The organism is Bacillus sp. 17RED48 (assembly GCF_019837545.1).
Lineage (GTDB): Bacteria > Bacillota > Bacilli > Bacillales > Bacillaceae_G > Bacillus_A > Bacillus_A wiedmannii.
Window position 1 is genome coordinate 77,180 of sequence record NZ_JADAXG010000002.1, and the last position, 26,373, is coordinate 103,552.

The window sequence follows — 26,373 nt, forward strand, 5'->3', positions numbered from 1 at the left end:
TAGTGATGGTAATAACTTATCTATAAATCCTGGTACAAGGATTACTTTATACGCTGCAGAAAAAACAAAAAAATATTAATACAAGACACCCCTTTAGATATATCATATCTAAAGGGGGAAAACTATTGTTATTGTGTTTAGTTTGAAAATAAATGTAAATGCCTTCTTACTTCTGGTAAACTATCAATTTCACATATCTTTTGCCACTTAATTAATATATCTGGCGTACCTTTTTTCTTCTCTTGAAACACTTTATAGGCTACACCAGCCAGCCTCACACATAGTTCTCTATATATTGCATATGATGATTTAGGAAACAGTTGAAATTCACTCTCTTTTGTTAAAACTTTTATATCTACTTCTTCGATAAGGTACTCCAAACCTTCTAACACATAATTCCAGTGCATCTCATTTAGTACATTAGGGAAATACAGTATACAATCACCTATGTCCCCTAATAAGTTATCTAATTTAGGTTGACGACGACTATAAACTTTATTTATCCAATTGTCAAAAAGAATATTTGGAATTTCTGGTGCAATCCCTCTTTGCTCGTATATAATCCAGTGTAAGCAACCTTTACTTGAGTACTTTACTCTACTTTTATCACTTGACTCTAAATCTTTTTTTAACATTTGATATACATAATCTATATCGTAAATCTTCAAATGTAAGGTTGCCGGAAGAACATGAGAGATTTGAATTCCCTTTCTTTTAAGACCTTCAAGTAATTCCTTTATCTCCATTTTGATTTTATCATCAATACTCTTTAATTTTAAAAATATTACGGTAACCATTAAATACGCAAGATTATACATGTGAGTTTCAGGATTTTCATGAAAATCCTCTTCACCTAATATATTAAATTTCTCCTTTTCCTTCTCCCACCAAGCCAGCACTTTCTTTAACAATATTATACAATCTTCTTCACTGTAATTTATATCCGTCTCACTCTTTAGGTCTGGGAATATGGAAGGAGCGCTATTAATCCATTCAGTTACAAATTCAGCGAATTCAATACCACCACTATATCCACCAATTTCCGTGAAAATTCCTGGTATATCTTGCTTCACTATCCAATTATAATAATTCTGTTTAACCTGTTCCTCATCTTTTTTAGGCAAACGTAAAAAGAAACTGTTAAAAAATTTAAAAGTACATGGTATCCCCGTCTGCTTGTCAATTCGACTGTATAAGGACTCAGCAAATTCCTCACACTGTCTTTTTGTTAACCCACAAATTTCAAATAAACTATTTAACCTTACTATTGCATTATCTCTAGCAGAATTGTTGAAATCTCTAACCAATTTTATTAACCTTGTAATGGCATTATCCAAAGCTTCATCCGTTCGATTAACCTTATAATTTCCGCTCCATTTTATGTGCCCAAAAGGCTCAAACCACCTTGGCTTTTTCTCTAAATCAAACCCTTTTTCTCCAATTATCGGGAGTTCCAACAACGTATTTAATTGTTGATATATTTCCTCATCACTCATGTCATATAATACTCTTTTAAACATGGAATTCAATTGAGAGTGCACAAGATGGAATTGTTGAATTTCCTTTGACTTATACATTTTTATCATTAAATTAAAAACTTCTTTCTTTTTCTCTTTTGAAAACCGAAAATATATCCTAGATATGATTTCTATTAAGTTAGGTAAGAGCCTACTAGAAAAACTAGCAATATCCTCCTCTTGAGAAATCCTACTCATCGCTTGCACAAGCGATGGAACAAATAATTCATAAAAAATTTCAACTTGTTCTTTTTTTAAAGAAACAATAAATTCCCTTGTAAATATTTTCTCAATTTCTTTGGTATCTCCTGTCCTAATTAAAGCACTCATTGCTAGCAAAGGTGCAGAATGTTCTATCCATTTTGTTGCATTTATAACAGATTTTTTATACATCGTTACTATGCCACACCTTTTAGGCATAGCTACTTCTTCAAACAAACGTAAAAAAGCAAAAGATAAACGTATTTCTTCTACAAAAACGCTTCCATAGGAATAATGGCGCTTTATTATTCCTGGATCGAACCCTTGCGTAATACTAACATTTCCTTTCCATCTAGGAACAGAGTCTTTTAATAAAGAATCCATTACTTCCACTTCTTGAAATGGGTTACATTTGTATTGTGAAAGTTTTGTCCATCTATCACGATACTCCCCAAAATCATTTTCAAAATCGCCATTATTCTTAATACTCCTTAATAAAACCATTGTCCATCCTTCTTGAGAAAGTAAAGAAACATCTACTCTATTGGCCTGTAATCGTATACGAATATCTTCTAAAGCTTCTTCACACTCTCTTTCAGCTTCCCTCATCTCACCTAATTCAGCAAGTATAGATGCCCTTTTAACCTGCCAAAAAGGAAAGTTTTTATTTCTTGGCCACTCTTTGAAAACACGCTGAATACCTTCCTGATCCAATTTGAACAAATTAAAGAGCGCTTTTTCATAGTACCACCTTGAAGTCCACTCAGGACTTTGCTTCACAACATCCTCAATGGTATCCATCCAATAATCGAATTCCGCTACTTTGTGATCCCCTCTAACTTCTCTTATAATTGCAAATATTAATTCCACCCAACACTTTTGTAAAAATTGCCAATCAATAGTTGATGTCAAATTTGACTTGAAATCTTTTAATTTTTCCTGATTTCTATATATATTTTTAGTTTGAAAGATTGCATTAAATTTCTCTATGATTACAACCATTTTACTAATATTTTCAGTGTATAACGGTACTAGTGAAGTCTCAATTCTCCAATTCAACTCATATAGAAGCATTAGTGCATCTACATAAGTTAACTTATCAAGATTATTTAGTATAGGATTGATCGCTCTACCAGTTTCTCTCCAAAGGCTATCTCGATTGTTTTTAGGAGTAATTATCCAACCGGGATGTAACATATGTATATGCTTCCAATCCTTTAAAATTTTTAATAGATCCTTTTCTTCGACTTTTTTACCAAAACCAAAATCCATTTCAATATTTGGAATATCAAGATTTTGCACAGGTATATATGGCAAATCCTCATGCTTACTATGAATAACGTTTTCTACATTAGGCCACCTTAACACGTCTGCTTTTCTACCATATTTTAGATTTAATAAAAACCATTCTAACGCTTTTTTATGCTTTAATATCCCAGGATATTTATAGTCTGGAAATAACGGTGAAAAATCAATCGGGGTAATTCCTCTTGCCTCTAACATTCTTCTTTGGGTAGAAGAAACAAATCCACAAAAGTAAATAGGCGGGGTATTTTTACCTAAATTATCTCTTACCCAACCTATCCAATTTAAGAAATTCGGATCATCTCCCGAAAAGCCAATCAAACATAATACGTTCTCCATAATTGTTTGTTGTACCATATTAACAAACGGAGCATAATTTATTGGGTAAGTTCGATAGTCCTCTTCACTAAAAATAAAAGGGCGATGCGAAGGGAAACTTCCATGTAATTTTACTATCCTAGGTTTCATACGATTTGGGATATCTGAGGTATTTAAAACTAAATTATATTTTCTATCATATATGTATTTTGTGGTTCTTTCTAAAAGAGTGTCATAATTTGTGGTATAAACATCTGCCCATGGCAAAGACAACAACACTTTATGTAGGCTACCCGGTACATAATTTTCATCCGGTAGAGAACTTATAATTAATTCGTCAAGAGCTTGTCTTCCAAAAACCTCTTCATATTCACTCGCAAGTTTCAGGACATCTTGATTATAACTGTCACTATAAGGATATAATTCAGCTTTCATTTTTTCTCCTAGTTGGTTCCAGAGTAAAAATTCACCTGAATTATCTGATATTTTATCAGCGTTCAGACTAAAGCCAGCTCCCACCATTATTGAAACATTCCCATATTCTCTTTCACACCAAAGATTCTCTCTTATTTTTTCAATATGATGTTGGTCAGGTAAATAAATTACATCTTTCATAATTATCCATCCTTTTTAGGTAATAATTTTACTATTACATCACAATCATCAAGCGTCTAAAATATAATTACCCTTGTAAAATATAGTTTAATATTAAAAAGTATCGACTTGCTTATTGCTATTTAAAAATCGATACTTTAAGATATTAATCCGTTTACGGGAGTAGGAAAACACCATCGTCTTGTATATTACTCTCTAACTCTCCATCTGTCATAGCTCTAATTTTTTTAAGTTTTTCAAATAGGTCATCTTCAAATGGATTGTGATGAGCGATATCCCAAAAATAAGGTTTTAACATTTCATGATTATACACATATTGTAATAACCCCATATATTCTCTGAAATCCTCTGCGTTAAATTTGGAATGTCGCCCATCATAAGTAGTACTAATTTGATTATATATAGACCCTTTAGGAACAATTAAAAATGAACCATTAAACCAGCGCTTAATACTAAATAACGCTTGTTCATCATCTTCTCTATACGGTTCATACCCTTTATTATTGTTGATGATTAAATCTTCTGATGCTAATACCCTGAAATCATTGAGGTATTCTTTTATCATTTTTTCTTGTTCTGCAATACTATCAGGATATATAGGATTTAATTTTTCAAACTCTAAACGAAAATAGCTAAACTCTGGATCTTCATTTGGTAATTCCCATATTAACCTTTTTATTTTAAAAACCTGCGACATGTTAGGCCCAAAATTAAGCATAACCATATCTTTTTCTATATCATCAAATATTTCAATACCTATTGAATCCATTCCCCCACCATCATGAATAAAAGTATGATTGAAGTTTACAATAGATAATTGCTTAAGAATGTCTACTACTTGAATTTTATCTCTCCAAATTAATGTACTTGGATATTTTTGATGAATAACATGTTGTTCTATAAATCGCCAACGGCTTTTATCAACTTTAGCATTATCTTTAGATATTTCTTCCCACGCTATTAGTCTATTTAAAAACTCCTCAATTGTGGGCCTTTTCTCTGAATTTTCAGCCGTTGAATCCATTAATAATTGGTATAATTCTACAAAATGTATTGTTTCATATTTATTTTGTAATTTGTTATTTTCAAAACAATTAAATTGGCCATCAAATGCAAATACTTCTCCAGTAATTATAATCCAAAGGGTTTTTGCAAATGAATACACATCTGCTGGTCTGGAATCGCTAACTAACGAAGGTGTTCGCATTTCAGGAGCCATTGTTTTTCGATTTCCTATAGGCTCATTATCTCTAGTTATTCCCTTTTTTTCAGGGAAATCAATCAGTCCAAAATCTCCAAAACAATATTCATCCTGATAATATAATATATTTTCTGGCTTTATATCCCGGTGAGCTATTGCTTTAGAATGTAACTCACTTAATGTTGTTGCCAAGCTTTTAAAAATATCTATTAAATCATAAATATTATTACATTCCTTAATTTTTTCTTCTAAAGGAACTGCTATGGGCATTACAAAATAATAATCTCCCGTTTCTTCACAGGGCAATTTATAATCTAATACTGGTATTATCCCTTTTTGACCCTCTTTAAATAATTTGTGCACTTTTATAGCTTCAGTTTTAAATCTTTCTATTTTTGATTTAGATCTATCCTTATTTTTTAAAATTTTGACTGCAAATTCTTCTTTAGAATCATCCTGCATTAGAAAAACTCGTCCATTTCCACCTTCACCAAGTTGTTTAATTCTTTTATAATTAGAGTATCGCATTCATTAATCTCCTTGATAATAATTTCTATTTGGCTTACTCAATTAAGTTTTAAAATTAATGGTTTTTATCACAATCAATACAATAAGAACCTGCAAGTTTTCCAAATTCAAAAAATTTCCCACAATCTGGGCATCCTTCATATTTTAAAGAACAATTCTCACAAATGTTTTTACCACTATGAGTAATATATTCAGCTGAATTCTTATTACAATCCTCACACATTTCTTCCCAGATATCCTCATCAATTAATCTAGATTCTCTTTGAATATCTAGAACATCAAATCCATTGATAATAATTTTGAGTGTATTTGGATCTATAAAATTATCTTTATCTATGGTAATAACAAATTCAATAGTTATTGAACCTGCTAACCTTAATAATGCCTCATATGAATGTTCATATTCTTTTGAGACAAGCTCATGAATTGTAGTACCAATATAAGTTTCAAAACTCCCCTCTATAATAGCTTCTTTATTATCAAGGTCTATTGTATTTATTTCAATCTCGGGCATGTGGCATGAATTAATTACGACATTTGAAAGTACGTTGTTTACGAAGGTTTCAACATCACCACTATGATTCAGGTAAAAAGAAAGACCACTTCCATGTAATATAGTCCTCCAATCCAATTCCGATATTAAATCTAATATAATTGTATCGGCGTTCATCTCTATTTGAGTTTTATTGTCGATCATAATTTGATTTATTTTTGAAACATACTCTATAAAATTATTGCGGCTCATCAAAACAAATCGTTCGTCACTATGTTCAGAGAATTCTAAAGTCAATTCTTTTCTTGGTTTTAATGGTAGTTTATTTTTGTCTAAAATCCACCAATCTTCTTTAAGCTCTTGAGTAACAAGTATTACTGGATTCGTGATGGAACTAGCTTTTTTTAAAATCTGCTTCCAAAGAATTAAATCGCCAAATTTTTGTCTCTTAGTTTCATCTTTCTCATCTTTTTGTAAATCTTCATATCCAGGTGGAATTTTATATTTATACCTCTGTTCTCCCTCAGCATACAAGCTCAATAATGTAGAAATATTAAACGGATCCCCAACATTTCCATGTTTTTTAATTGTATCTATAAATAATTGAATTTTATCTGTACTAAGCATCTTTTTATTTTGCTTAATCTCTTCTTTAATATCTTCTTCATATTTTTTTGCTTCATCACATATTAATGAAATCATCTTATTAATTTTAACTTCCAATGTGGTCACATGCGGGAATTTAAATTTAGTGTACTGAGCAAAGCTCTTTGCAATTTCATTACGTGCTTTCGTCATAGTTGATTCAACTTTTGCTGGCACATCTTTATATTTATTGTATTGTCCATTTTTTACATTTTTTTTGTTTTTATCAAACTCTTCCAAAGTTTGTGCAGGGATCCAAAATTGGTCTACCGGAATAGAATTCATTACTTTTAAAATATCTTCTGTAGTATCCGAAGAGCATTTATAAAGATTTAGAAATATATTAGTATCAATAACTATAATGGGATCCTTCCCCCATACTTTTTGAAAATCTTTGAATGAATATTTATTAGTCACTTATGTGCTCCTTCCCTTAATGAGTGTAAGTTTCTATGTTATATTTTTCTATACAACTTGTAATTCTTTTTTTAACACGTTTCCATATAATCATTTCACTATAAGTTTCACAGGATTATTTACCAAATTATATATATTGTTATTAGATTAAACCTTTATCGTAACCGTATTAATAAAATTATATCATGCTAAAGTTATCATTGTGTCAAAATTTACAAATAACATAGTTGTTTCATTGTACTTCTATGAGATTTCTTCAGTAAATAAACTAATAAAAAAACCTTATATTTATGTTATTTCATAGATATTGTTATTTTTTCTTTCCCTTGATTTTTTTGCGAAACATCTCACAATCACTTCAGTTTTGAATTACACAAGTATTTTTTTAATATACATTTAATTTATAAGCAACGCAGATTACGAACATTTTTTTACGTTTGCCATTGTTTATCGCTACGAGCTTTGTCATTCTCGTTAGTTTGTTAGCTATGCCATGTCATAACTACCCCAGCCATATAAAATGTCATCTCGCTTATTTATCGTATTATTTTCACAAGCCAAGTATTAAGACAGAATGCCTTGACGGTACAAACATCATGAGTTCTCGATTCTCAATATTGTCCACTCAAATATTAGCTATTTAATCTATACTAAAGCAAAAAACCTTGAAAGGCATGTAGCCAATCAAGGTTCTTTGTTAAATCTATATTTTAAAATTACCCATAACTTCTTCTATAAGCTCAAGTACTTAACTTCTTGTTTGGTTGCCACATTCAAATTTGTTATCTCCAATATGCATACCGTATACTTCTTAACACCTGATTCTAGTTTTCACATGACACTTCATGATGGTACAACCCTCATGAAGTGTCGATGATCAAACATAGTTTTTGCAAATTATTGTTATTCAAATAATAGACTAAACCTTAATAGCCATTATCTTTACAGCATTAGCACAATCTTTCTCACAACCCTATTGAAATCATAATACTAAACTTTTTAACGAAAAAATTGGTTTAAAAGTAATTTCGATATTTTTATCACCATTGTTACTTAGAAGTTTAAGTTTTTGATTATCACAAGTTATTCTATCAATATCTTTTAATTTAAAATCAAATATCGAACTTTTAAAGTTTTGATAATTTAAACTTAACCCACATTCTTTTTCGTATATAGAAATGGTCAATACTAACTTAAATCCCAAATCATCATTTTTACTATAAATAAACATACCTGCTTCTTTGTCACCAATTACTACTGGCTCATTCTCAAATAACTCAAGTAGTTCAAACTCATCATATTTTATGAACATTTATAGCCTCCTATCTCGGTATTACCGTAACAATATCTCCATTATTATTTGTAATTACTGTCACTTTCTCATTTTGATGAGTAAAAGTTCCATCATACTTACCAGGTTTTATAGGTGTATTTTTAATTGCATCTTCAACAACAGTTGGAGTAATTCCACGTGGATCTACATATTTTGTAACAAATTCATGATATTCTTTAGTACCAAACTTCAAGCCTTTTTCAGTAGCTTTTTGATGTGCTCTAGTTGATAACTCAGCTCTCACCTCAAGGGTATTTGGAGCCATTCTTTCTAAAGCATGTTCAGAATACTTTCTACCATTTATTATTCCTCCACCTTTTGGCATACTCCAACCGATTTCACCCGTACCCTTAACAGGTGGTCCATCTGGTGCGACTGGCTTAGTCGGTGGCCCTGTTGGTACTGCTGGCTTAGTCGGTGGCTCTACTGGTGCAGCCGGCTTAATCGGTGACCCTGTTGGTACCGCTGGTTTAGTTGGTGGCTCTGCTGGTGCAGCCGGCTTAGTCGGTGGCCCTGTTGGTACTGCTGGCTTAGCCGGCGGTTCTGCTGGTGCAGCTGGCTTAGCCGGTGGCCCTGTTGGGGGGCCTGACTTAGTCGGTGGCCCTTCTGGCGCCATTGACATAGTTGGTTTACGCGTTATTACTGGATGTATACCAGTCTGTAATACTACTCCAAAATCATGAGCTGAAGGTGAAATACCTCCAAACAGCCAATTCACAAATATAACTCCTAGAGCGGCTCCCGTTGCTCCAGTTTCAAAAGTTTCACCTTGAACCACTTCAGCTGGGTCGATGTACTCCCATTTTTTCTCTTTACCCTCTGATTGCATTCCTGTCGAATCTTTGTAAATAATAGGGTTGTTCGAAGAATAAACAAAAAGGTTTACTCCATCGATCATCCCGGCTGGGTCACTATTCATCCACCTCCCTAGCCATGGTGCATAATATCGTGCACCGTGATAAAAAAGTCCATTTTCCACATCCCGTTCCTTACCTGTATAACGATAGCGCTTTATACTCCTCTCAGTAACATTGCGACCAGCGCAATAAGCAGTGCTACCAAACGGTGTGTATTCCTCATAGGTAATCACCGAAGCGTTTTCATCTAGCTCAAGAGTAACCGAATTAAGATGGTTGCTAAGTTGGTAACGAACAAGTGGTTGAAGCTTAGCTATTGGAGATTGATTTTTGATTGTTTGCATTTCAACCAATGCAATGCGCTGCTTGTCATCCATCACATGTAACGACTCTTGCTCCAGCTTCACTATACCATTATTATATTCACGAAATATCTCAAAACCACCTAGATAAATGCGCTCCTTACTTATTGCACCTGTTTGAGTTTCAGTCACCTTGCGCACGCGTTGGCCATCTGAGCTATAGACATAGTACGTCTTTACATGCGCTTTCTCAGTTGGGAAAGTGTCATTATTAATCATTCTCGCTGTAGTGCTCAATTGATTCCTAAAGTTCCAGCTCATCTGTAACAAATGTGGCATTTCCGTAATGTTACCATGTTTATCATATGTGTATTTTGCGCTATATCTAGGTGTAACAACATAGTTAGGCAAATTGACAGGGTCACCGGGAAGGCTGGTAGCAAGCAATCGATTACTGTCCAATGCATATTGGTAACGCCGATTCCAAATGACTTGACCTGGTTTTTCAAAATTGTGCCCTGCGTGGTGTACCATTTGTATGATGTTGCCGACCTCATCGTAGCAATATGCCTCAACATAGTTCTGCAACGACTGGCAGTCGTTAGGCAGTGTTGATACAGAATGTAAGCTGTCATCCCAGTCATACTGCTGGCCATTGCCCTTGTGTTCGCGCCCACTGGCAGCGATCAAGCGGTACAGAGCGTCGTAGCGATATTTTGCCCCTGGCAGCACACACTGGTTGTTATGAAATACGCGATTTTGTGCATAGTCGTGAACCTCCGTAATGTTGCCCACGGGGTCGTAAGTGAAGTTCAGGTCCTGCAACAGCGCACAGTCACCTTTACGAGTAGTTTTTAACCGGTTCAGTCTGAAGGTGTCCGTCTCATAGTCATAACTGGTTTCTGTTCCATTTCCATATTGCAACTGTAGACGCTGCCCTCTTGCGTTATATTTAATGTTCTTCACCAGATGCTGGCTTGCATCGCTGACATCGAGCAGTTCCGTAGGCTCATTGGAGCGGCTGTACCATACGTCTACGCGCTTCAGCAATCCAGCTTCATTGTAAGCAGGCTGGGTAACGTTAATACGCCGTGGTATGACCGCTGTACTGTACGGAGCGATAATTTGTATAGGCCGGTTAAGAGCGTCGTAACGGGTGCTTGTAACGAAGCGTTCCACTTCAAGGTCAGAGGTCTGTGGTACCTTTGACCAATCTGGGATTTCCTTATAATCAACCGTAAGTTGGCGTATCGAGCGCAGTAGGTTTCCTTTGAAGTCGTAAGACTCATTGGTAACTACCCCTGCTGTTTCAAAGTGCTCGTGCAGCTTGCCACGTAAATTGTACTTCTTATCGTTGTCCGCTCCTTCACCGTAGACCAGTTTTTCAAATTGAATCTCGCGAGCAGGATTGGTCGGGTCAGCTCCAGTGACAAATGAGCCGGTCAGTCGATGCAATTCATCATAGGTCATCCTGTTGACAAATGAGCGGCTATCCCAGGAAAACATCGGCTTACCCGCTGCATCATTCAAGATCCAATGGTCTCCGGAGTCCATGCTATGTTGAAAGAGGAGATTGCCCGCAATATCGTAACAAGGTACAAATCCTTGCAGATTGAGATTGTTTATATCGTTGAATGGGCGTACGCCTTCAAGCAGCGGTGGCATGATGTATTGCATCACACGATTACCTCGCGAGTCTTGTACCCACAGTGGTTTACCCTCTGCATCAAGCCTAGTAAACGTCACATATTTTTGGTCGATCAACGTATCAGCTGGTCCCACTCGGTTGTGAGCAATACTGATCACCTCGCGCCCGAGGCTATCGAGCACTGTCACCAATGGTGTATCCGCATGTTCAATAGTCAAACGAGCTGCACGTTGGTTTTCTCTCGTTGCAGTTGGTGCGCTTTTTTGGGTATACCAAGCATTACCAGACTCCCTTACCGTATCGTTTGCATCGTAGTGAGTCGCATGCCACGGCGAAAATTCCACCCGACTGTAGGAGCCATCCGGCATCTCTGTTCGTGTAACTCGCCCTGCTGCATCATAATACATCAACGTCGCCATACCTACCTCAGTCAATATCTCAAATTGATGCCTTAAGCTAAAATATGGCTCATACTGTTTAACTGGTTTTCCTTTGTTGTTCAGGACAATTTTACCGGTAACTACCCAACGTAAAAGCCCGCTTACCGCTTCAAGTTCAGCCTGCATTTTCTTTACTAGTACATTGCCTGTTCCATCCGAATACTCAAACCCACATTGTACCGGACTACTTGTTTCGTCAGTAGAGTGCTGCTCCCGCCCGATTCCACATGCGCAAGCGGGATGCTGTCCCCATATCGTCTTTCCATCTTCGATGATTTCCCCAAAGTAATACAAGTACCGTGTACTGGCGCTGCGTAAAAAACGCTTAGCATCGTCAGTATTATAATCATTATAGACGAAAAAATTCTGCAGGGTATCTAAATCCGGATTCAAAAGTTCATCATCAAATCCGTCCAAATTGTCAGCTTCACTTCCTTTTCCCATTACCGCCATTGCAGTATGCAAACCTAAAATATCGAAGCGTACTTCGGAAAGGTTGTCGTTCACATCTTTCATTTGACATGGCGCCAGCACGCGAAAGTCGAACTTGGTCACCTCCGTACGGCTTCCCAGTGCATCGGTGCTTGATTGAATGAAAAGATCATATGGGTCATAGGTTGTTATAGTTAGGTTCCGAAAAGGGTCAGTGTAGCTCTCGGGTAAATAAAAGTGCTTAGGAGCATCAGCATTAAAACCTACTACCCCAGAACACATCCAATATTGCCCTGTCGTATTTGTACTAAAAATAGCTAGATCCGAGCCAGTCAAGTAGCCGCTTTTTTTCTTGTCAGTGAGTACCGATTGAACCTCCGGCTTGATCTTATCTTTATAGACATGACCAAGAATATCATCGGTAAAAGCCAGTTTGTAACTTTCATAAGGTATAGCTAGCGCATTCAACTTCCCCAGTTCCAGCGGTTTGTCCAGGGTTGTATCGAAAAATAGCATGCGTACGTGTTCTACCATTCTCTTTTGAGGCGAGATGCCATTTGGTAACAGGTGGTAGGCAATCTCTTCAACAGGCACCCCTCTTTTCTGATATTTGTCACTCAGTTTGTATGCGCGCAACTTATCCAACGTGAAATAGCATTCAGTAATGTTAGCCATTGACTGTTTATGATTAATACCAGTTAGCTCGTAGGTCAGCACCTCACACGGCAGGCGTAAGCGATAGGTGTCCAGATCAAGAAGGTCGTAATTAGGCACATCGTTGGTATAATACGTCTCTATGTACGATATATGCAAATCAGACTGCACCTGCTGTATCAATGTTTGGACATCCTCCTTCAATTTGGCATCAATATACTTTTTCAAGCGAGGATAGGCCACGTTCAAGGATTGTTGAATATTTCCATATTCGTCCCTGCTTAAGTTAAGAGTGTGCACAATGCGTGGATCAGGTGTCAGTTCTTCATTCCGAAAGTCTAGCTCATAGTGATAAGTGATAGATTCGCTCTCCGTTACATGAAAAACAGCATGTAAGTTGTTCAATTTCGGCTGCACACGATGAATGTCGTAGTTGCGATTAGAAACCGAGAATATTTTGACAGGCTTATGTATGTTACCCGTCAATCCGTCCACATCAAGTTCATACACCTCTTGTCTCAACATCATACCTTTACATGCTCGCAACGCTTCGCGCCACTCATCGGTAGTGAGATCTAAGGTATCGAGTTTAGGTTCAGGGAAAACATTTTCCCTGAATGCACCTAGTACTTGCTTAGCAGATTGCTCTTCCTCAAACCAGTTTGGGAAGTACTCATCCTTAAAATGGCTAAAGATGCGTTCACGATCAAGAAATGCGCCTGTATGATACCAAGTCACAGTTTTGATAGGAGGTTGATATAGTGTTTGGTCAACGGTTATATAGGGGCTGTTTGAATTCGCTACCGTAAACACTCCGTACTCTTCCACATCAACCTGTTCGATGCGACCAAAACCACGAAACTCACGCTCCTGTCCATCAAAGTATCCGTGGTGATAACTGTAGGTATTCGAAAAAGTTGTATTACGCCACTTGTCATGAACCGTCACCTTCTCTACACAGTGCACAGGAAACGGTAACTTTGTTATCCAGGGTTTCCCCTCCTGTTTGTCCTTTAGATAGAACTTAGTCGAAGGTGCATACTCAATAAGCGTTTCAGCACCTAGGTTATTAATGACTTTAGTCAAAAGGTACGGCTTTTGACCTCCCATCAGGTCAACATACCTCATAGGTTTTTGGACATCGCCAGGTAAAGGCGAGGACCAAACCAGACAAGTAGTCCCATTACCAAGCAAGTCTATTGTCGTAACCGAGGAAAGATTATTAACAAGTGGAAACTGACTTAATTGATATGGCTTACTCCAGCGGTTACCTGATTGATTAAAATACAAACGTACGCCATCACAGCCAAGATAGATGATGTCGGTGACACCTGTGCCATCGATGTCGGCGAGACGAATGTATTGTTGGTTAAACTGATCCAGACTGTCAAACCAGGGTGCGTTGTCCATCGTCACCTTGTCCCCAAAACGTCCATACCCTAAATTGGGCCAGTAGCAAACCTCCTCATTGCAGATACGCACCAAGTCAGTCAAACCATCACCAGACATGTCAGCTAGGTAGACATAATGGGCACTGTCAGCAAAGACAAGTCGCGGCCCTTTTTCTTCATCAAACGGCTTGTATCGTGTTTCTAATGGTCCAAACCCCTCCTCCCCAAGGGATGGATACCAAACAACATCATCTTTACTCATTATGATATCTGCATGCCCGTCACCTGTCAGGTCAATGAACTTCAAATTGAGCTCCGCCCAATCAAGGACTGGTAAAGATTTGAACGGCCTAAACGGTTCCCAACGTCCATCCACTGTGCGCTTATTGAAGCCAGGCGATGGTCCTTGAAACCTAACAAGATCAAGACGGCCGTCACCGCTTAGGTCCAATAATTGATATTGATTATCGGCAGTAAGGAACGGTAATTCTGCGACACGTTCAGCAGGACCAAAGCAAATAGCTGTGGTTTGAACTCTGTTTTCATTTCGAAAGTTAATAGGACTAAGGTTTCGCTTGTAAAACCAGCTATTTCCCTGTTCGGTCAAAATTCCGGATACCCCTTCTCCGTCTAAATCGACCCATCGATATTTCCCACCATCTAATCCAATAGGGAGATTCTTTAAGCTCTCCGGATCTATATGTTGAATTTCTTCATTAATATTAGCATGGCTATATTGGAACTCAAGGGGAGGAAAACTCTTGTGTAAATACATTTTTTCTGTTTTCCGTTTATATCCCGTCTGTTTAATGCCACTTAAGAATAATAAAATAGGTTTGTTATCATCTGTTCGATTCTGTTCATGCGAGTAAGTAAAATCAGTCGATCTCACTAGACAATTCTTACCCACCCCTGGTTCTTCTGGGAAGTGGTGGAACATCAAGACTCGTTGGCAAGTCCTATATGTGCGAATCTCAAAACCTGATCTATAGGTGGAGAAAGCATCTTTCCGACAAGACCATGAGTATTTTTCATCAGGTGTCGGTGTATCCTGATCGTGTTCACCGTAATCAAGGATCACTTCAAACAACCAATCTTTTGGCAATTGAACAGATGGTTGATTCTCGGTTAGGACCGGATAATGCGGTGTACAGTTTCCATACTTAATTGACTTAAGGTAGCGGTTGGCAGAACGTGTCTGGTCATTACGATTTTTCTCATGAATCTGTGATAAATCTACCCCCATTGAATTTTCCTCTTTGTATCGGTACACCATTACATTGCCCTTATCATCGTAGCTCTCACATATAAGCCACCTGAAAATCCGTGTCGGATTCGATGGATCAGTAATACGGCTGTTATCTGTTTTCCCGTACCAGTTGGTTATATTATCTTTGGAAATAGAGCGCCAAAAAGTATCTTTTGGGTTACTCTGATTAGTCCAGTGCTCAATTCGAGAGAAAAGCCCCTCAATTCTTGGTCTATAGCGTTGAATCTTAAATTTCACCCCATTACATATCCTAAATGTTGACCACCTCTTACCATCCTTTGATGTTACAGGAACAAGATCTTCCATACCGGATAAAATATAAACATCAGAATCATTGGCATCTTGATATTTCGGTATTCCTTTATCCGTTTTACGCGTGATAGAAGGGAGAGAAAGGTTCCAGCCAAAGCCAAACGGACCATTACCAGCTGCAGAATCGTAAGATAATGTTAGCTGAGGTCCAAATTCGGATCTCCCAGGACTTGTGTATATGGGAACATCTAACGAACCAGTACCGGTAATAGGGTTTGTGTTGAATTTCTCCCCTAATCCCCGAATAGCTCCACCACCTTTCGGTAAAGAAATTACTGGAGCCTCGTTTGATGAAAAATTATTTTTCTGGGAACCATCTTTTGTTTCCACAATTTCCATCTCCTATTCTGCAAATCTTAGTAAACAAACATTTTGTTGTTCCCTATATTTAAAAGTGAGTATGTATACTTATTAAGGTTGACCAAGGCTTTAAAAGCCTTGGTCTAAATTTTCCAACGCTAAGATATACATTACCTTAAAATCTCTTGTACGAGCAGAACAAATAGGTATTTGTTATTTCACCGACATCCATCGGGAATTTAAACACCCCTAGTTCTTGAATGCCATCTGCAATAAGTACTTCATTGTCGATTGTTAGTACACCATGAAAAAGCCCTGGCCAATTAGCATCAGCTACACAAGGAATGCTGCGTACATCAGTTTGGCATTTTTCATCCTTTATCTGGTCAACACGCTGCCCAGCCAGAAACTCGACAATGTGGTGAACGCTTGGGTCTGCACCAGGTGCTTCAAAAAGAATTTCGATCCTAGTTACGCCAACCTTTTTGTTTGCAGTTAGATAAGGGAACATACTCCTGCTGAGTGGAATCCCTAATTTCTTATTCGACGGATGATCTGGCAAAAGACTGGAAAAAGCATACCAATTGTCAGGAAATTCATTCTTGATATCAAAGAAACGTATGCCCTCTCCTGGCAGGTTTTCCTGTGCACACTCGTTTGCAGCTTTACGAAGATTCTCTCCGCCTTCTCGAGCTGTAAAGTTTAGATGCAGGATCACGTCGCTCAGGGTATCCAAATCAAATTGATTGTTCTCTAATGGGAGTTCTATCCTCCATCTGCTCACTGCTCCGGAAAACTCAAATGGCAGATACCGTTCATCGCGGAAGTTTAGTTCAAACATTCCGGAGTCATTCTGTCCACTAGAGGTTGCAATGGCCTCTGTAGCAGCATAGGTGGAGACAATCCGGTTATCATCAGGCATAACTTGATAACCATTTTTCCAGCGATCATCATGACAGCACGTATGCGGCGGATCAATAAGCCGAGGATCGACGCGTGTTTTACTGTCTAATAAGGTTAGGCGGCAGTGTACTCCTGTGTAAGGACCAGTTACACTGGGAATGGTCAAGGTCACATTTTTGATCCGGCGCATATAGTGTCCAGGATAGTCAAGGTCAAACATCCATTCAGGTATATCAATTTCACAGTATCCGGCCCTTTGCAGCTGCAGGAAGGCCATTGGAAAATGTAAGCGCATTGATAGGTGCTTCGTTAGTTCATATTCACGAACATTTTCATCATAATACGCCTTTTCCATATGACGTAAACCAAGTTGCAACTGTTCTCCACTTAAAAGACCTTCATGAAGATTATCCCAAATTTCTGCTGGGATGAACTGTCGTGCAGTATGCCCGCGCTCAAAATTAAAAGCGCGCTGAGCTTGTCTTGCGTAATGCAGTGCTAATTCATACATTTGATAATACATAGCCGCCGTTTCCTGCTGAATCCACAAATAGAGTGCATGGTTCGTGAACTTGTCTCGCAAGAAGTCATGCACCTCTGCGGAACTTTCTATTTGCTGTTCATGATTGTTAAGTTCCCGCATCGCTATACTACGGCGCCGATCGGCCGCAAGAATTTGCCGTTCAATTTGTTCAAGTTCAATTGTAAGAGTGTCTACCTGATGTTTCCACTCTTGTTTCCTGCGTTCCCAACCTGCTTTTGTTAGTCCAAGAGAAGCAACCGTATTCAAAATATCTGCTGCTGTATTAGCAATCCTGGCACCAGCAGAAAACATCATGCTCATTTTGCTACCCGGAGGCAGTTTGATAAAACTGCAAGGGAATCCTACATAAGGGTCAGGTATTATATTCATGGTTTGACCTATCCCTTCTACAATATTCCCCGCAGACCTTACCGTCGTCGAGCTAATGGTTAGTGGTTCATATTGAGTTTCTCCGCTAATCAATCCATTCATGATTAAATTTTGGTAATATTGCAAGCGTGTCTGCGTCATCTCTTTTGTTTTTTTCAACGCTTGCAATTGCCAGTCCGCCTCACGCCACTGGTTTTGACGTACCTCTAAACCTAAATTAAGCAATTGCCGTTCATGCATAGAGCGCATAGTTGATAAATACTCTGCATCACCTTTCTCATACGCTGCTAGTAAAGCATTGCCCAAATCTCTGACATCGGCTGCCACTTCCTGTGCTTTTTCTACCAAGACGGCAAAGCGGTAAGGACTTGGTAACAAGCACCAATCACTTTCGTCGATACAAAGATTATTGGTATCTTTCCAGCAATCCCTTATTGCACAATCGCCGAAATACGGCATACTCTGGTTCGGACGTCCATTCTTTAGTCGTTTAGAGTTCAAACCGGAATGAATTAAAGCCAATCGATCTTTGATATTTGTATATAAGCACATCAGCCGCGGATTGACTGGTGCACAATCTGGTGTAAAATTCGCCACCGTAAATTCTTTTGATGTTTCATCTTTTGAGAATACGGTTATCGGCGCAGGCCCTAAAATCTTCACCATTGTGTCAAAAATGAGACGTGCTTGCTGGAATGCCTCTGGTGTATTTTTCCGCATCAAGGCATCCCCCCATCGCTGAGTTGTTTCCAAATAATGGAGAAGTATAGAGCGCTCTTTTACCTTCGGATCTGAAACGGGTTCACTTGCGCAACAGCACGTTTCTTCTGGTTCCATCTCCTCAGCATCAACCGACAAATCCTCCTCGATGTAGCCTGATTCCGATTGATCCTCATTGCAGACCGACCATGAATTATCGTTCTTTAACGGGTTATATACCAATTCATACCATTTTAAAGCTGCTTCAAACTGGCAATGTACTCGCAAATGGCCTGCTACAGAAATGGTCGGACTAAACAACGAAGGCAATAAAGGCGCCCCGGGATCAAACCATGCAAAAAAAGGAAAAGCAGACAAGCCACCCACCAAATTCTGGGCAGGAATAGCTGCCGGAGTAGGCAATGGAATCGCCTCATCGGTTGCCATGTCATAACGGAAACCAGGCGGTTGTGTAGAATCATGCCCTTCAGGGACTTCACCACCAACAATTTCGAAATACAGCGAATCACCGATACGACCTGAAAATTTTAATTCTGGAGTAACATCCGCTTTGATACTTAATCCTTCATAAGAACACCGTGGTTGTTGAAATTCACTGTTATGCACCCTACACCAACGCAAATGAACAGTTGGGCTCGATTCCCAATGAAGCAGGCCTGGCAATTTATCTCGGCGCTGCCAATCTGTTTTAGGGTCATCAGCCGTTGCACCCCATTCGGCCATTTGTTCTGTTTCATGATAATAACGTGAATCCTCTATCCAAAAATAGTACTCATCTATCAATGCCGGATGGGATTTTCCACATATATTGCAACACACAGAACTGTCTGATGAACCGCACTTTGGTTCGAAGGTAGTACTTGCTGGTGGCATGCCGGCGGCAGCCACCCGATAGAATTTTATACCTAAATGGACAGCAGCCTGAAGCCACATCGGCAGATCTGTCGTTTTCCATGAATGTCCCATATTGGTGACCGAATGAATGGACGGGTTTATATGGCTTCTCACCACCGTTGGATCTTCATCCTCCTGGTCATTCTTTTTACTCCGTACGGGCGCCAGCCATGTCGGACGTGCATGTCGTTCCGGCGTTCCCAATAATCCTAATTCTTCCGTTTCAGGATTAAGGAACTGTATCTCCGATGCATCACGATGCTGTAACAACGTTATTCCTGGGTGTTCGGGCAGCCGTGATCCACTCCAATAAGTCAGACCACCCGGTACTGGCATTGTCAGTGTTGCACTTCGTAGTTTCGATTCTAAAAATTGGTAAGATTCCGTTTGTTTTGCTTTTTGCCATTCATCCCACTCTACCCAGTTTTCCCGATAGATGACGCGTTTTTTACATGCTTCCCAAATGCAATAGTTCGCAAAATGCCGATCCCAGCTAAGAATGAAATTCGCTGATGCAATAAACTCCGGCTCTAACCCGAGTCGGGCACGCTGAATAAACAATTGAACTGAACTGACTGCTTCCTCGATTCGGCTTGCTTTTTGACATATATCCGCTTCCACATCCATCAGCAGCAGTTCACTTAGATGCTTCGCCTCCGTAGCAACACCTCCCCAAGGGAGTACTATGCGGTCCATATGTGTCAGGTATGCGACTAACGCCGCACGCCCGCGCTCGCGAAGACCATCATTTAGGAGTTTGATCTCTTTATAACGACGCGGGTCACCATTTTCGATACATCCCTCACGATAGAATCGGGTTAAATTACAATTACCGGAGTCCTTTTTGTTAAACGCAGTCTCCTCCACAGAAGGATCATCTGAGGCCCAAAGGTCCGGACGCGTTTCCCATATATTTTTTTCGTAAAACTGTTTTTGCAGAGAGCGAATCCATTTTTCTGAATGCCAAACACGTACCGCCCAGCGATCATCTTCTAAATCTACTGATGTTACTCCATAACCCGCATAATATCGCAGTACCAAGGTGTCGTGCCTTAAATCGATACCAAGGTGTCGAACTAATTGAGCTGGCTGGTCTTCATGTAATTCAGCGGACTCATGGAAAAGTAGCCACGCTGGTTGTTCCGGCGAACGCTGGGTTTCAGTCCTCATCACTGTGTAGTCAAAAAGACGTTCCCACCAGTCAAACATCGCCTGCATACGCTGGCTAGTTGGGGCCACTCGCTGATCTTGTACGGAAGAAGGTGCTTCATAATTATCTAAGACTGGTAAAAAATTCACGTCAAAATTAGCCTTATGTGTCAAAAAATCACTATCTTTTCGATAATATGACTGCCCTACAAAATGAACCGGATGTGAAAGAATATAACCCAATTCTGACTGCCCATCATCAGCAATCCTTTGTGCCGAAAGGTGGAGACGGCTTACAAAAAGCATAGCTTTGAAAGCCCGCTGATAAGTTCGTCGAATGTCTCTTACCGTACTAGTAAAATGTACTGAAAGAAAGGCTTTTGCTGCGTCAAAAAGCTCAATCCCAGATTGCAAAGTGTCATCCTTCTTGTCTTGAAACAGTTTGTCATGAGGCACAACTAACCATTCCATTTCTGAATCTGCTCCCTTGTATTTAAGCTGGAATCCAGTCGTTTGCGGACAAACATCTTCCGGACCATCAAAGACCAACGGCTTTCGTTCAAGTTCTATATCTAGTTCATAAAAACCCTTTTTCAACGTGGTAGGTTTTGTACATGCCGGCGGAGCCTCTTCGTTCGGCCAGTCATGGCTAAGCAGTACCCAAGTCTTTTGCCCCTGTTTGAGAATCACACGCCAACGATGCGATTGTTCAGCCTTTTCAAAATCAGGCACTAGTCCGGCCGGGGTAGGGGCACCGGCGCTAAACTCATACTGTCCTTCACTTTCTATCAACAATAGCCCCTTCCACCGAAGCGTAAATGGTTCCACCCCACCAAAAATCTGTCCGTCTGCATTTGACATGGCGAAACCGTTTCGTACCGTAGCAAAATGCAGTATTTGTTCAGATGTAAAGGAGAATCCCATAGCAGGCACGATAACCGGAATCGGCGCATTCATGACGTTTTCCTCTGGCCCAAAAGTATCTACGCCTCCGCGCACTTCGCGCCAGCGCAATATCTGACCTGCATCAAAATATTCCGCTAGCATACCCGTTCCGGTAAGACCTAACAGTGTAGCATACGCTCCTCCATTTGGACGAGGCTGCCAAGTTACCAAAGGTGTTTTGCCTTCGTCGTTTTCCCAGGACGTGATGGCTCTATTTTCATCTGCCCACAGATTTTTTAATAGTAATTTGGCAAGTTGTATCTCCTCCGGATTAAAACTACCGGTAGCATTCGCTGTATGAATAGCCAAATGTTCAGCAATGACCTGGCATCGCTGGTAAAAAAGAGCAAACTGCTGTTGAAACCATGCCCAGCGTTTATCTTCATCCTTCTCCTGTATCAGATGTTCTTCCGCCTCACCGAAATGATTAAAAATGAAGGCGAAATTGACCAAATCAATACGGGGTAAGAAACAAAGGTCACTTACAGCCTTTTGTTCCTCCAAATTTAACTGACGGATCCGGCTGATTTTAGCCAAAACGGCTTCATCAGAAAGTGGAATTTCCATCCAAAGCTCCTCCGCTGTTATATCATAATGAAAAGGACCATCAGGTGGCGTATTCCACATCAGCTCAGAAGTCGGTGTCGAAATAGGAAGCTTTACTCGATACTGTTTTTGTAACGAACTTACAGCAATGCCACTATTAATAAGAATGGATGGGAAGAAATGTTGTCCCAGAGAAAGCCAGCTGCTGCTAGCCGGTTGTAACCCCAATTCTTCCCGGAGAACTGACTCCATACGTATCCAAGTCCATTGCTTGGTTTCTTCAGAACTCACTTTGACAGCCATCAGTTTTTTACGCAAAGCCCAGAGCGAATTCCGATCCTCATCATCAGGCAAACCCAACGGGGAGTCTTTCGCCTCATTGGCCGTTTGTAACGGGAAGGGATCGTCGCCCTGCAAATGTTCTTCGTTAGTAAAAAGAAACAGCAATTCACCGACTGTAAATTCAGATGCATAGATTTTAGCCAAAATTTCAGCAAAGCGCAGTGTATGCGTCGGATGTGCATGCCAACTGTCCGTCGGATTGTCGGGATTGAAACCGGCAAGTACCGATAGCGCGTTGAGATTATTCTTCAGTAATTTAATAAACTCCGGTTCACGGCATCGACAGTTATGGGTATCAATGGCATATTGTTGTATTTGATGGAGCAGGTGTTCCACCGCCCAGTCCCACTTGGTCGCTCCCGGTACCCAAAATGCAAGCAAGTGGAGTCTTTCTGCGCTGGTTACACCGGATTGAGGGATTGTCCCATCTGTAAGCGATAAATGAAAATCATCGCGAAACATTTGGAAAGCTGCCAACTGCCTGATAAAGTCTGGGTTGCTTTTTGTACCGTGGAATAGTTCTAATACTTTGCAAATGTCACTTAACTCCCTAAACGTGTAACGAGCATTTGGTACTTCTCGTATTTTGCGCCAAAGTCGAATAAAAACAGCCAGCTTTTTAAGAGCTTCCTTTGAATGTTTAGAATCCTCAAACTCAATTATGTATTCATCTAAACAACAAGGTTCACAATCTGGGAATCCCTTTTCCCTGCTCGCTTTCGAACCAAACTTAATAAACTCTGATTTCCATAACTCAAGAAATTCAAAATACGACAGACACGTGCGCTTTAAAAATTCTGATAAGCGGACAACCATTTCTGTCCAATGTGTCCCATTGATTTTTTCTGATGCAAATCCATACAAAGTGTGCAGTTTTTTATTTGAGATTTTTTTTTGGAACAAAAATTGATACTCTTCTGGCGTTATACTTAAGTACTCAATCGCCGTTTCAATCCGAACCGGGTAACGCCATAAGTGGCTCTGGAATTTTACTGGTTCCTTAGTCGGATCAAGGACGAATTCTGTAATCTCTTTACGAAAGCGCCGCATAGTAGCAAATCTACTTGTTCCTAACTGCTTCAAATAAGTACGCGCAACATCTAATGGCTGTGAATACGGAAGCGCGCACGCGGTAAAATCATTTTTCAATTTTTCGTAGGAAGCCTGCTCTTTGGTCACAACAGCTGGTGTAACATGTTCAGGTAATGCCTCCAGCAAAGGGATTGGATCATGCTGATAATCTTTTATAGGAATGTCCATTGTCGTTAATTCATGACCGCCTACCACATCTTTTGCTGTGTTATAAACCATTCCGGACACCGAGTTATGAGCAACCATGTATTCTAACGATTCATTGACAAGATCAATTAATGGAATAGGTACATCTAAATTTGCTTTTGATCCTAACAAGTCACCAAGTGATCCTCTGCGTTTTTCTAAGATCGATGCCACCGTTTCCCCGGTTTTATTAGGTAACGGATTTTCACATGTAGAATCTGGCGAAACCTGTAACAAATCATGTAGGTAAGCAATCGGCCCTAACGGCGACAAATGTGCAGGAGGAATGCAGTTGACCAAAAATCCATCAGGATTAACCGGTTTAAACTCGGACTGACCAGATACAGGGCTTGAAGCAATCGTACCAGAATGATCCCAAATGTTTTGCGCATAATCATATGCAACTGACCCAAGCAACGCTTCTCTAAAATCTTCAAAAGAAATTCCTTGAATGCTATTAGCATCAACAAAGCCTCGTGCCCAAAGTGCTTCCATAACGGAGAACCGCTTCTTGTCGGGACTAATGTCCTCTGTAAGGTCGAAAACATTTTTAATGCACTTTAACCATTCAGTAAATTGTTGCTGTGCATCCTTATCACCCGGGAAAATACCTTTTAGTGTGTCCGCTAATTTTGAAGCGTGGTTTGAGTTGTTTGGGTCCCAATTACTGAACGAAAAGCCTCCAGGGTAATTGGTCGAGTTCAATAATTGATCCAATGGATTACCTGGCGAACGATCTAGAACAGGTGGAGCACTATTAGTCGGCGAACTAGTTGCTGTAAATACATTCGCAACATCAAAAACCTTTCGTAAATAACGAATATAGGCTTGTGCCCGTACTTCCCTTGTTCCTGGCTTAGTAAAATCCGGGAGCGGATCAGGATTCGTACCAGGATCAGGGATCAGCAATGCCTCCCAATCACCACTGGTTTTGGAAACTAGCTCGGTCACATTGTCTACATTAAAAGGTGGACTAGTTATAGCGTTCTTTAACGGTAGGTGATTATGGGTAACGACTAACAGAACAAGTTCAAAATGTCCGGCGATATTGTTTACGGATAACGTTTTCCAAAACGCGGTTATATCAGGTCCCGCGAAAGATAACCAATCACTCACTAACCCATGAGCCGGGGTTCCTGGAGAGATTATGGCAACCGGCGTGTCGTTCTCACCTGGCGAACCTAACGCCCGCAAACGCCTAGCAGCTTGAAAGCGGTTCACTCCAGTTGGTTCGGTCAATACCTTATCATCAAGAAGTTGCTCAATATCTGATACAACCTGCTCTTCAGTATACGAGGTGATCATTTTAAAACGCTGTTCCCGCTTGACTTGAGGAGGCAAATTCGCTGAGAGCGCATAAAAATATGCCGCTGGCACCTCAAAGGCAGGATTCAATATAGATCCAGATGACTTTATTATCACTTTTACTTTATGTTCAGGAGTAGCAGTGAAAACCGGAAAGAAGTATTCTGACTGTGTGGCTTTTTTGATTTTCTCCTCACACCATATTGCCGCCGAGAGAGAGAATATGAAATTAGCCAATCGTTCTGCTTCAGTATTGTGCTTGACATAGTAAGTCAGTAATTCCCCCTCAAACATTTTTCGCTGGTTCTCTTCATTACTATTGGCACTATGGGGACCGGTGTACATCTTCTCCAGCTCAGGGTGTGGAACCGGGAGTGGGTAAGCATTCCGATCCCAAATAATTTCATATGCTATATGTCGACACTTAGCGAGGCTTAGGTTAGAAATGTCCCCAGTATTACCCGGTTCCTGATTTAGTACGTTCTCTACGGCTGTTCGCAGATTCATGAAATTAGGTGCTGTTCCATCCTCCTGCGACGCGATTCCCAAGTCCAGTTGTTCCCCAGGAGCTGGCAAGGCTAAATGTAAGCTAGTTGTAGACAATATTTGATATTGATTGGGATTTCCAGGCAAGGGATCAGATGAAAGTGGCACGTTATAATAAATTTGTTTATGAATAATATCTTTTCCGCCACGCATAATCACCAATCTTATATCTGCAGTCCTATACTCCTCTCCAGCTGGAGGATCAGGTATTTCGATAACCGCGGTTGCTACTGAAAAAAATAGACGACGATATTTTTTGGGTGGTGGAGGGATTGTAGGCACATTTTCTTCGATTATAAAGTGTTGAATAATTCTACTATCAGGATGCTGAATTGGGATTAGGTCATCTCGGTTATTAGACTCATTAATAGGCGATACAAAGATCGGCTGTTTATAAATGGCAGGTTCATAATCAGCCTCCCTGCCATCAGGATGGTTAAAGGATACTTCATTAACAGCTATTTCTAACTCGTTGAGATAACCAGTAAAGGTATCAGCGGAAACAGGCTCTTTTGGGTGTAATCGAATGACAAGCAAAGATGGCATAATTTTACTCCTTCCGAAAGGTACTCTTTTTTTTTTATTTAAATATTCTAATTCGTTTACTTCGTTATAGTAGTCATTCCCTTTCATGTATTTAATACTCAGATTTA

General features: G+C 39.6%; 6 protein-coding genes. All 6 read right to left on the reverse strand.

Annotated features, from left to right (window positions below; all coding sequences use genetic code 11):
- Positions 1–137: 137 nt before the first annotated feature.
- Positions 138–3,956, reverse strand: coding sequence for an SIR2 family NAD-dependent protein deacylase (locus ILT06_RS07160; protein WP_222654978.1), 3,819 nt, complete (start codon positions 3,954–3,956; stop codon positions 138–140).
- A 154-nt stretch (positions 3,957–4,110) separates the two neighbouring features.
- Positions 4,111–5,685 carry a protein kinase domain-containing protein gene (locus ILT06_RS07165; RefSeq protein ID WP_222654979.1) on the reverse strand — a complete coding sequence of 525 codons (1,575 nt, stop codon included), beginning with the start codon at positions 5,683–5,685 and terminating at the stop codon, positions 4,111–4,113.
- A gap of 55 nt (positions 5,686–5,740) precedes the next feature.
- Positions 5,741–7,240, reverse strand: a complete 1,500-nt coding sequence (locus tag ILT06_RS07170) for a PIN-like domain-containing protein (protein ID WP_222654980.1) — start codon at positions 7,238–7,240, stop codon at positions 5,741–5,743.
- Positions 7,241–8,222: 982 nt separating this feature from the next.
- Positions 8,223–8,552 carry a hypothetical protein gene (locus ILT06_RS07175; protein WP_261784483.1) on the reverse strand — a complete coding sequence of 110 codons (330 nt, stop codon included), beginning with the start codon at positions 8,550–8,552 and terminating at the stop codon, positions 8,223–8,225.
- Positions 8,553–8,562: 10 nt separating this feature from the next.
- Positions 8,563–16,209: a SpvB/TcaC N-terminal domain-containing protein gene (locus ILT06_RS07180; RefSeq protein WP_222654981.1), complete on the reverse strand. Its 7,647-nt coding sequence runs from the start codon at positions 16,207–16,209 to the stop codon at positions 8,563–8,565.
- Positions 16,210–16,354: 145 nt separating this feature from the next.
- Positions 16,355–26,266: a Tc toxin subunit A-related protein gene (locus tag ILT06_RS07185; protein ID WP_222654982.1), complete on the reverse strand. Its 9,912-nt coding sequence runs from the start codon at positions 26,264–26,266 to the stop codon at positions 16,355–16,357.
- Positions 26,267–26,373: the final 107 nt, after the last annotated feature.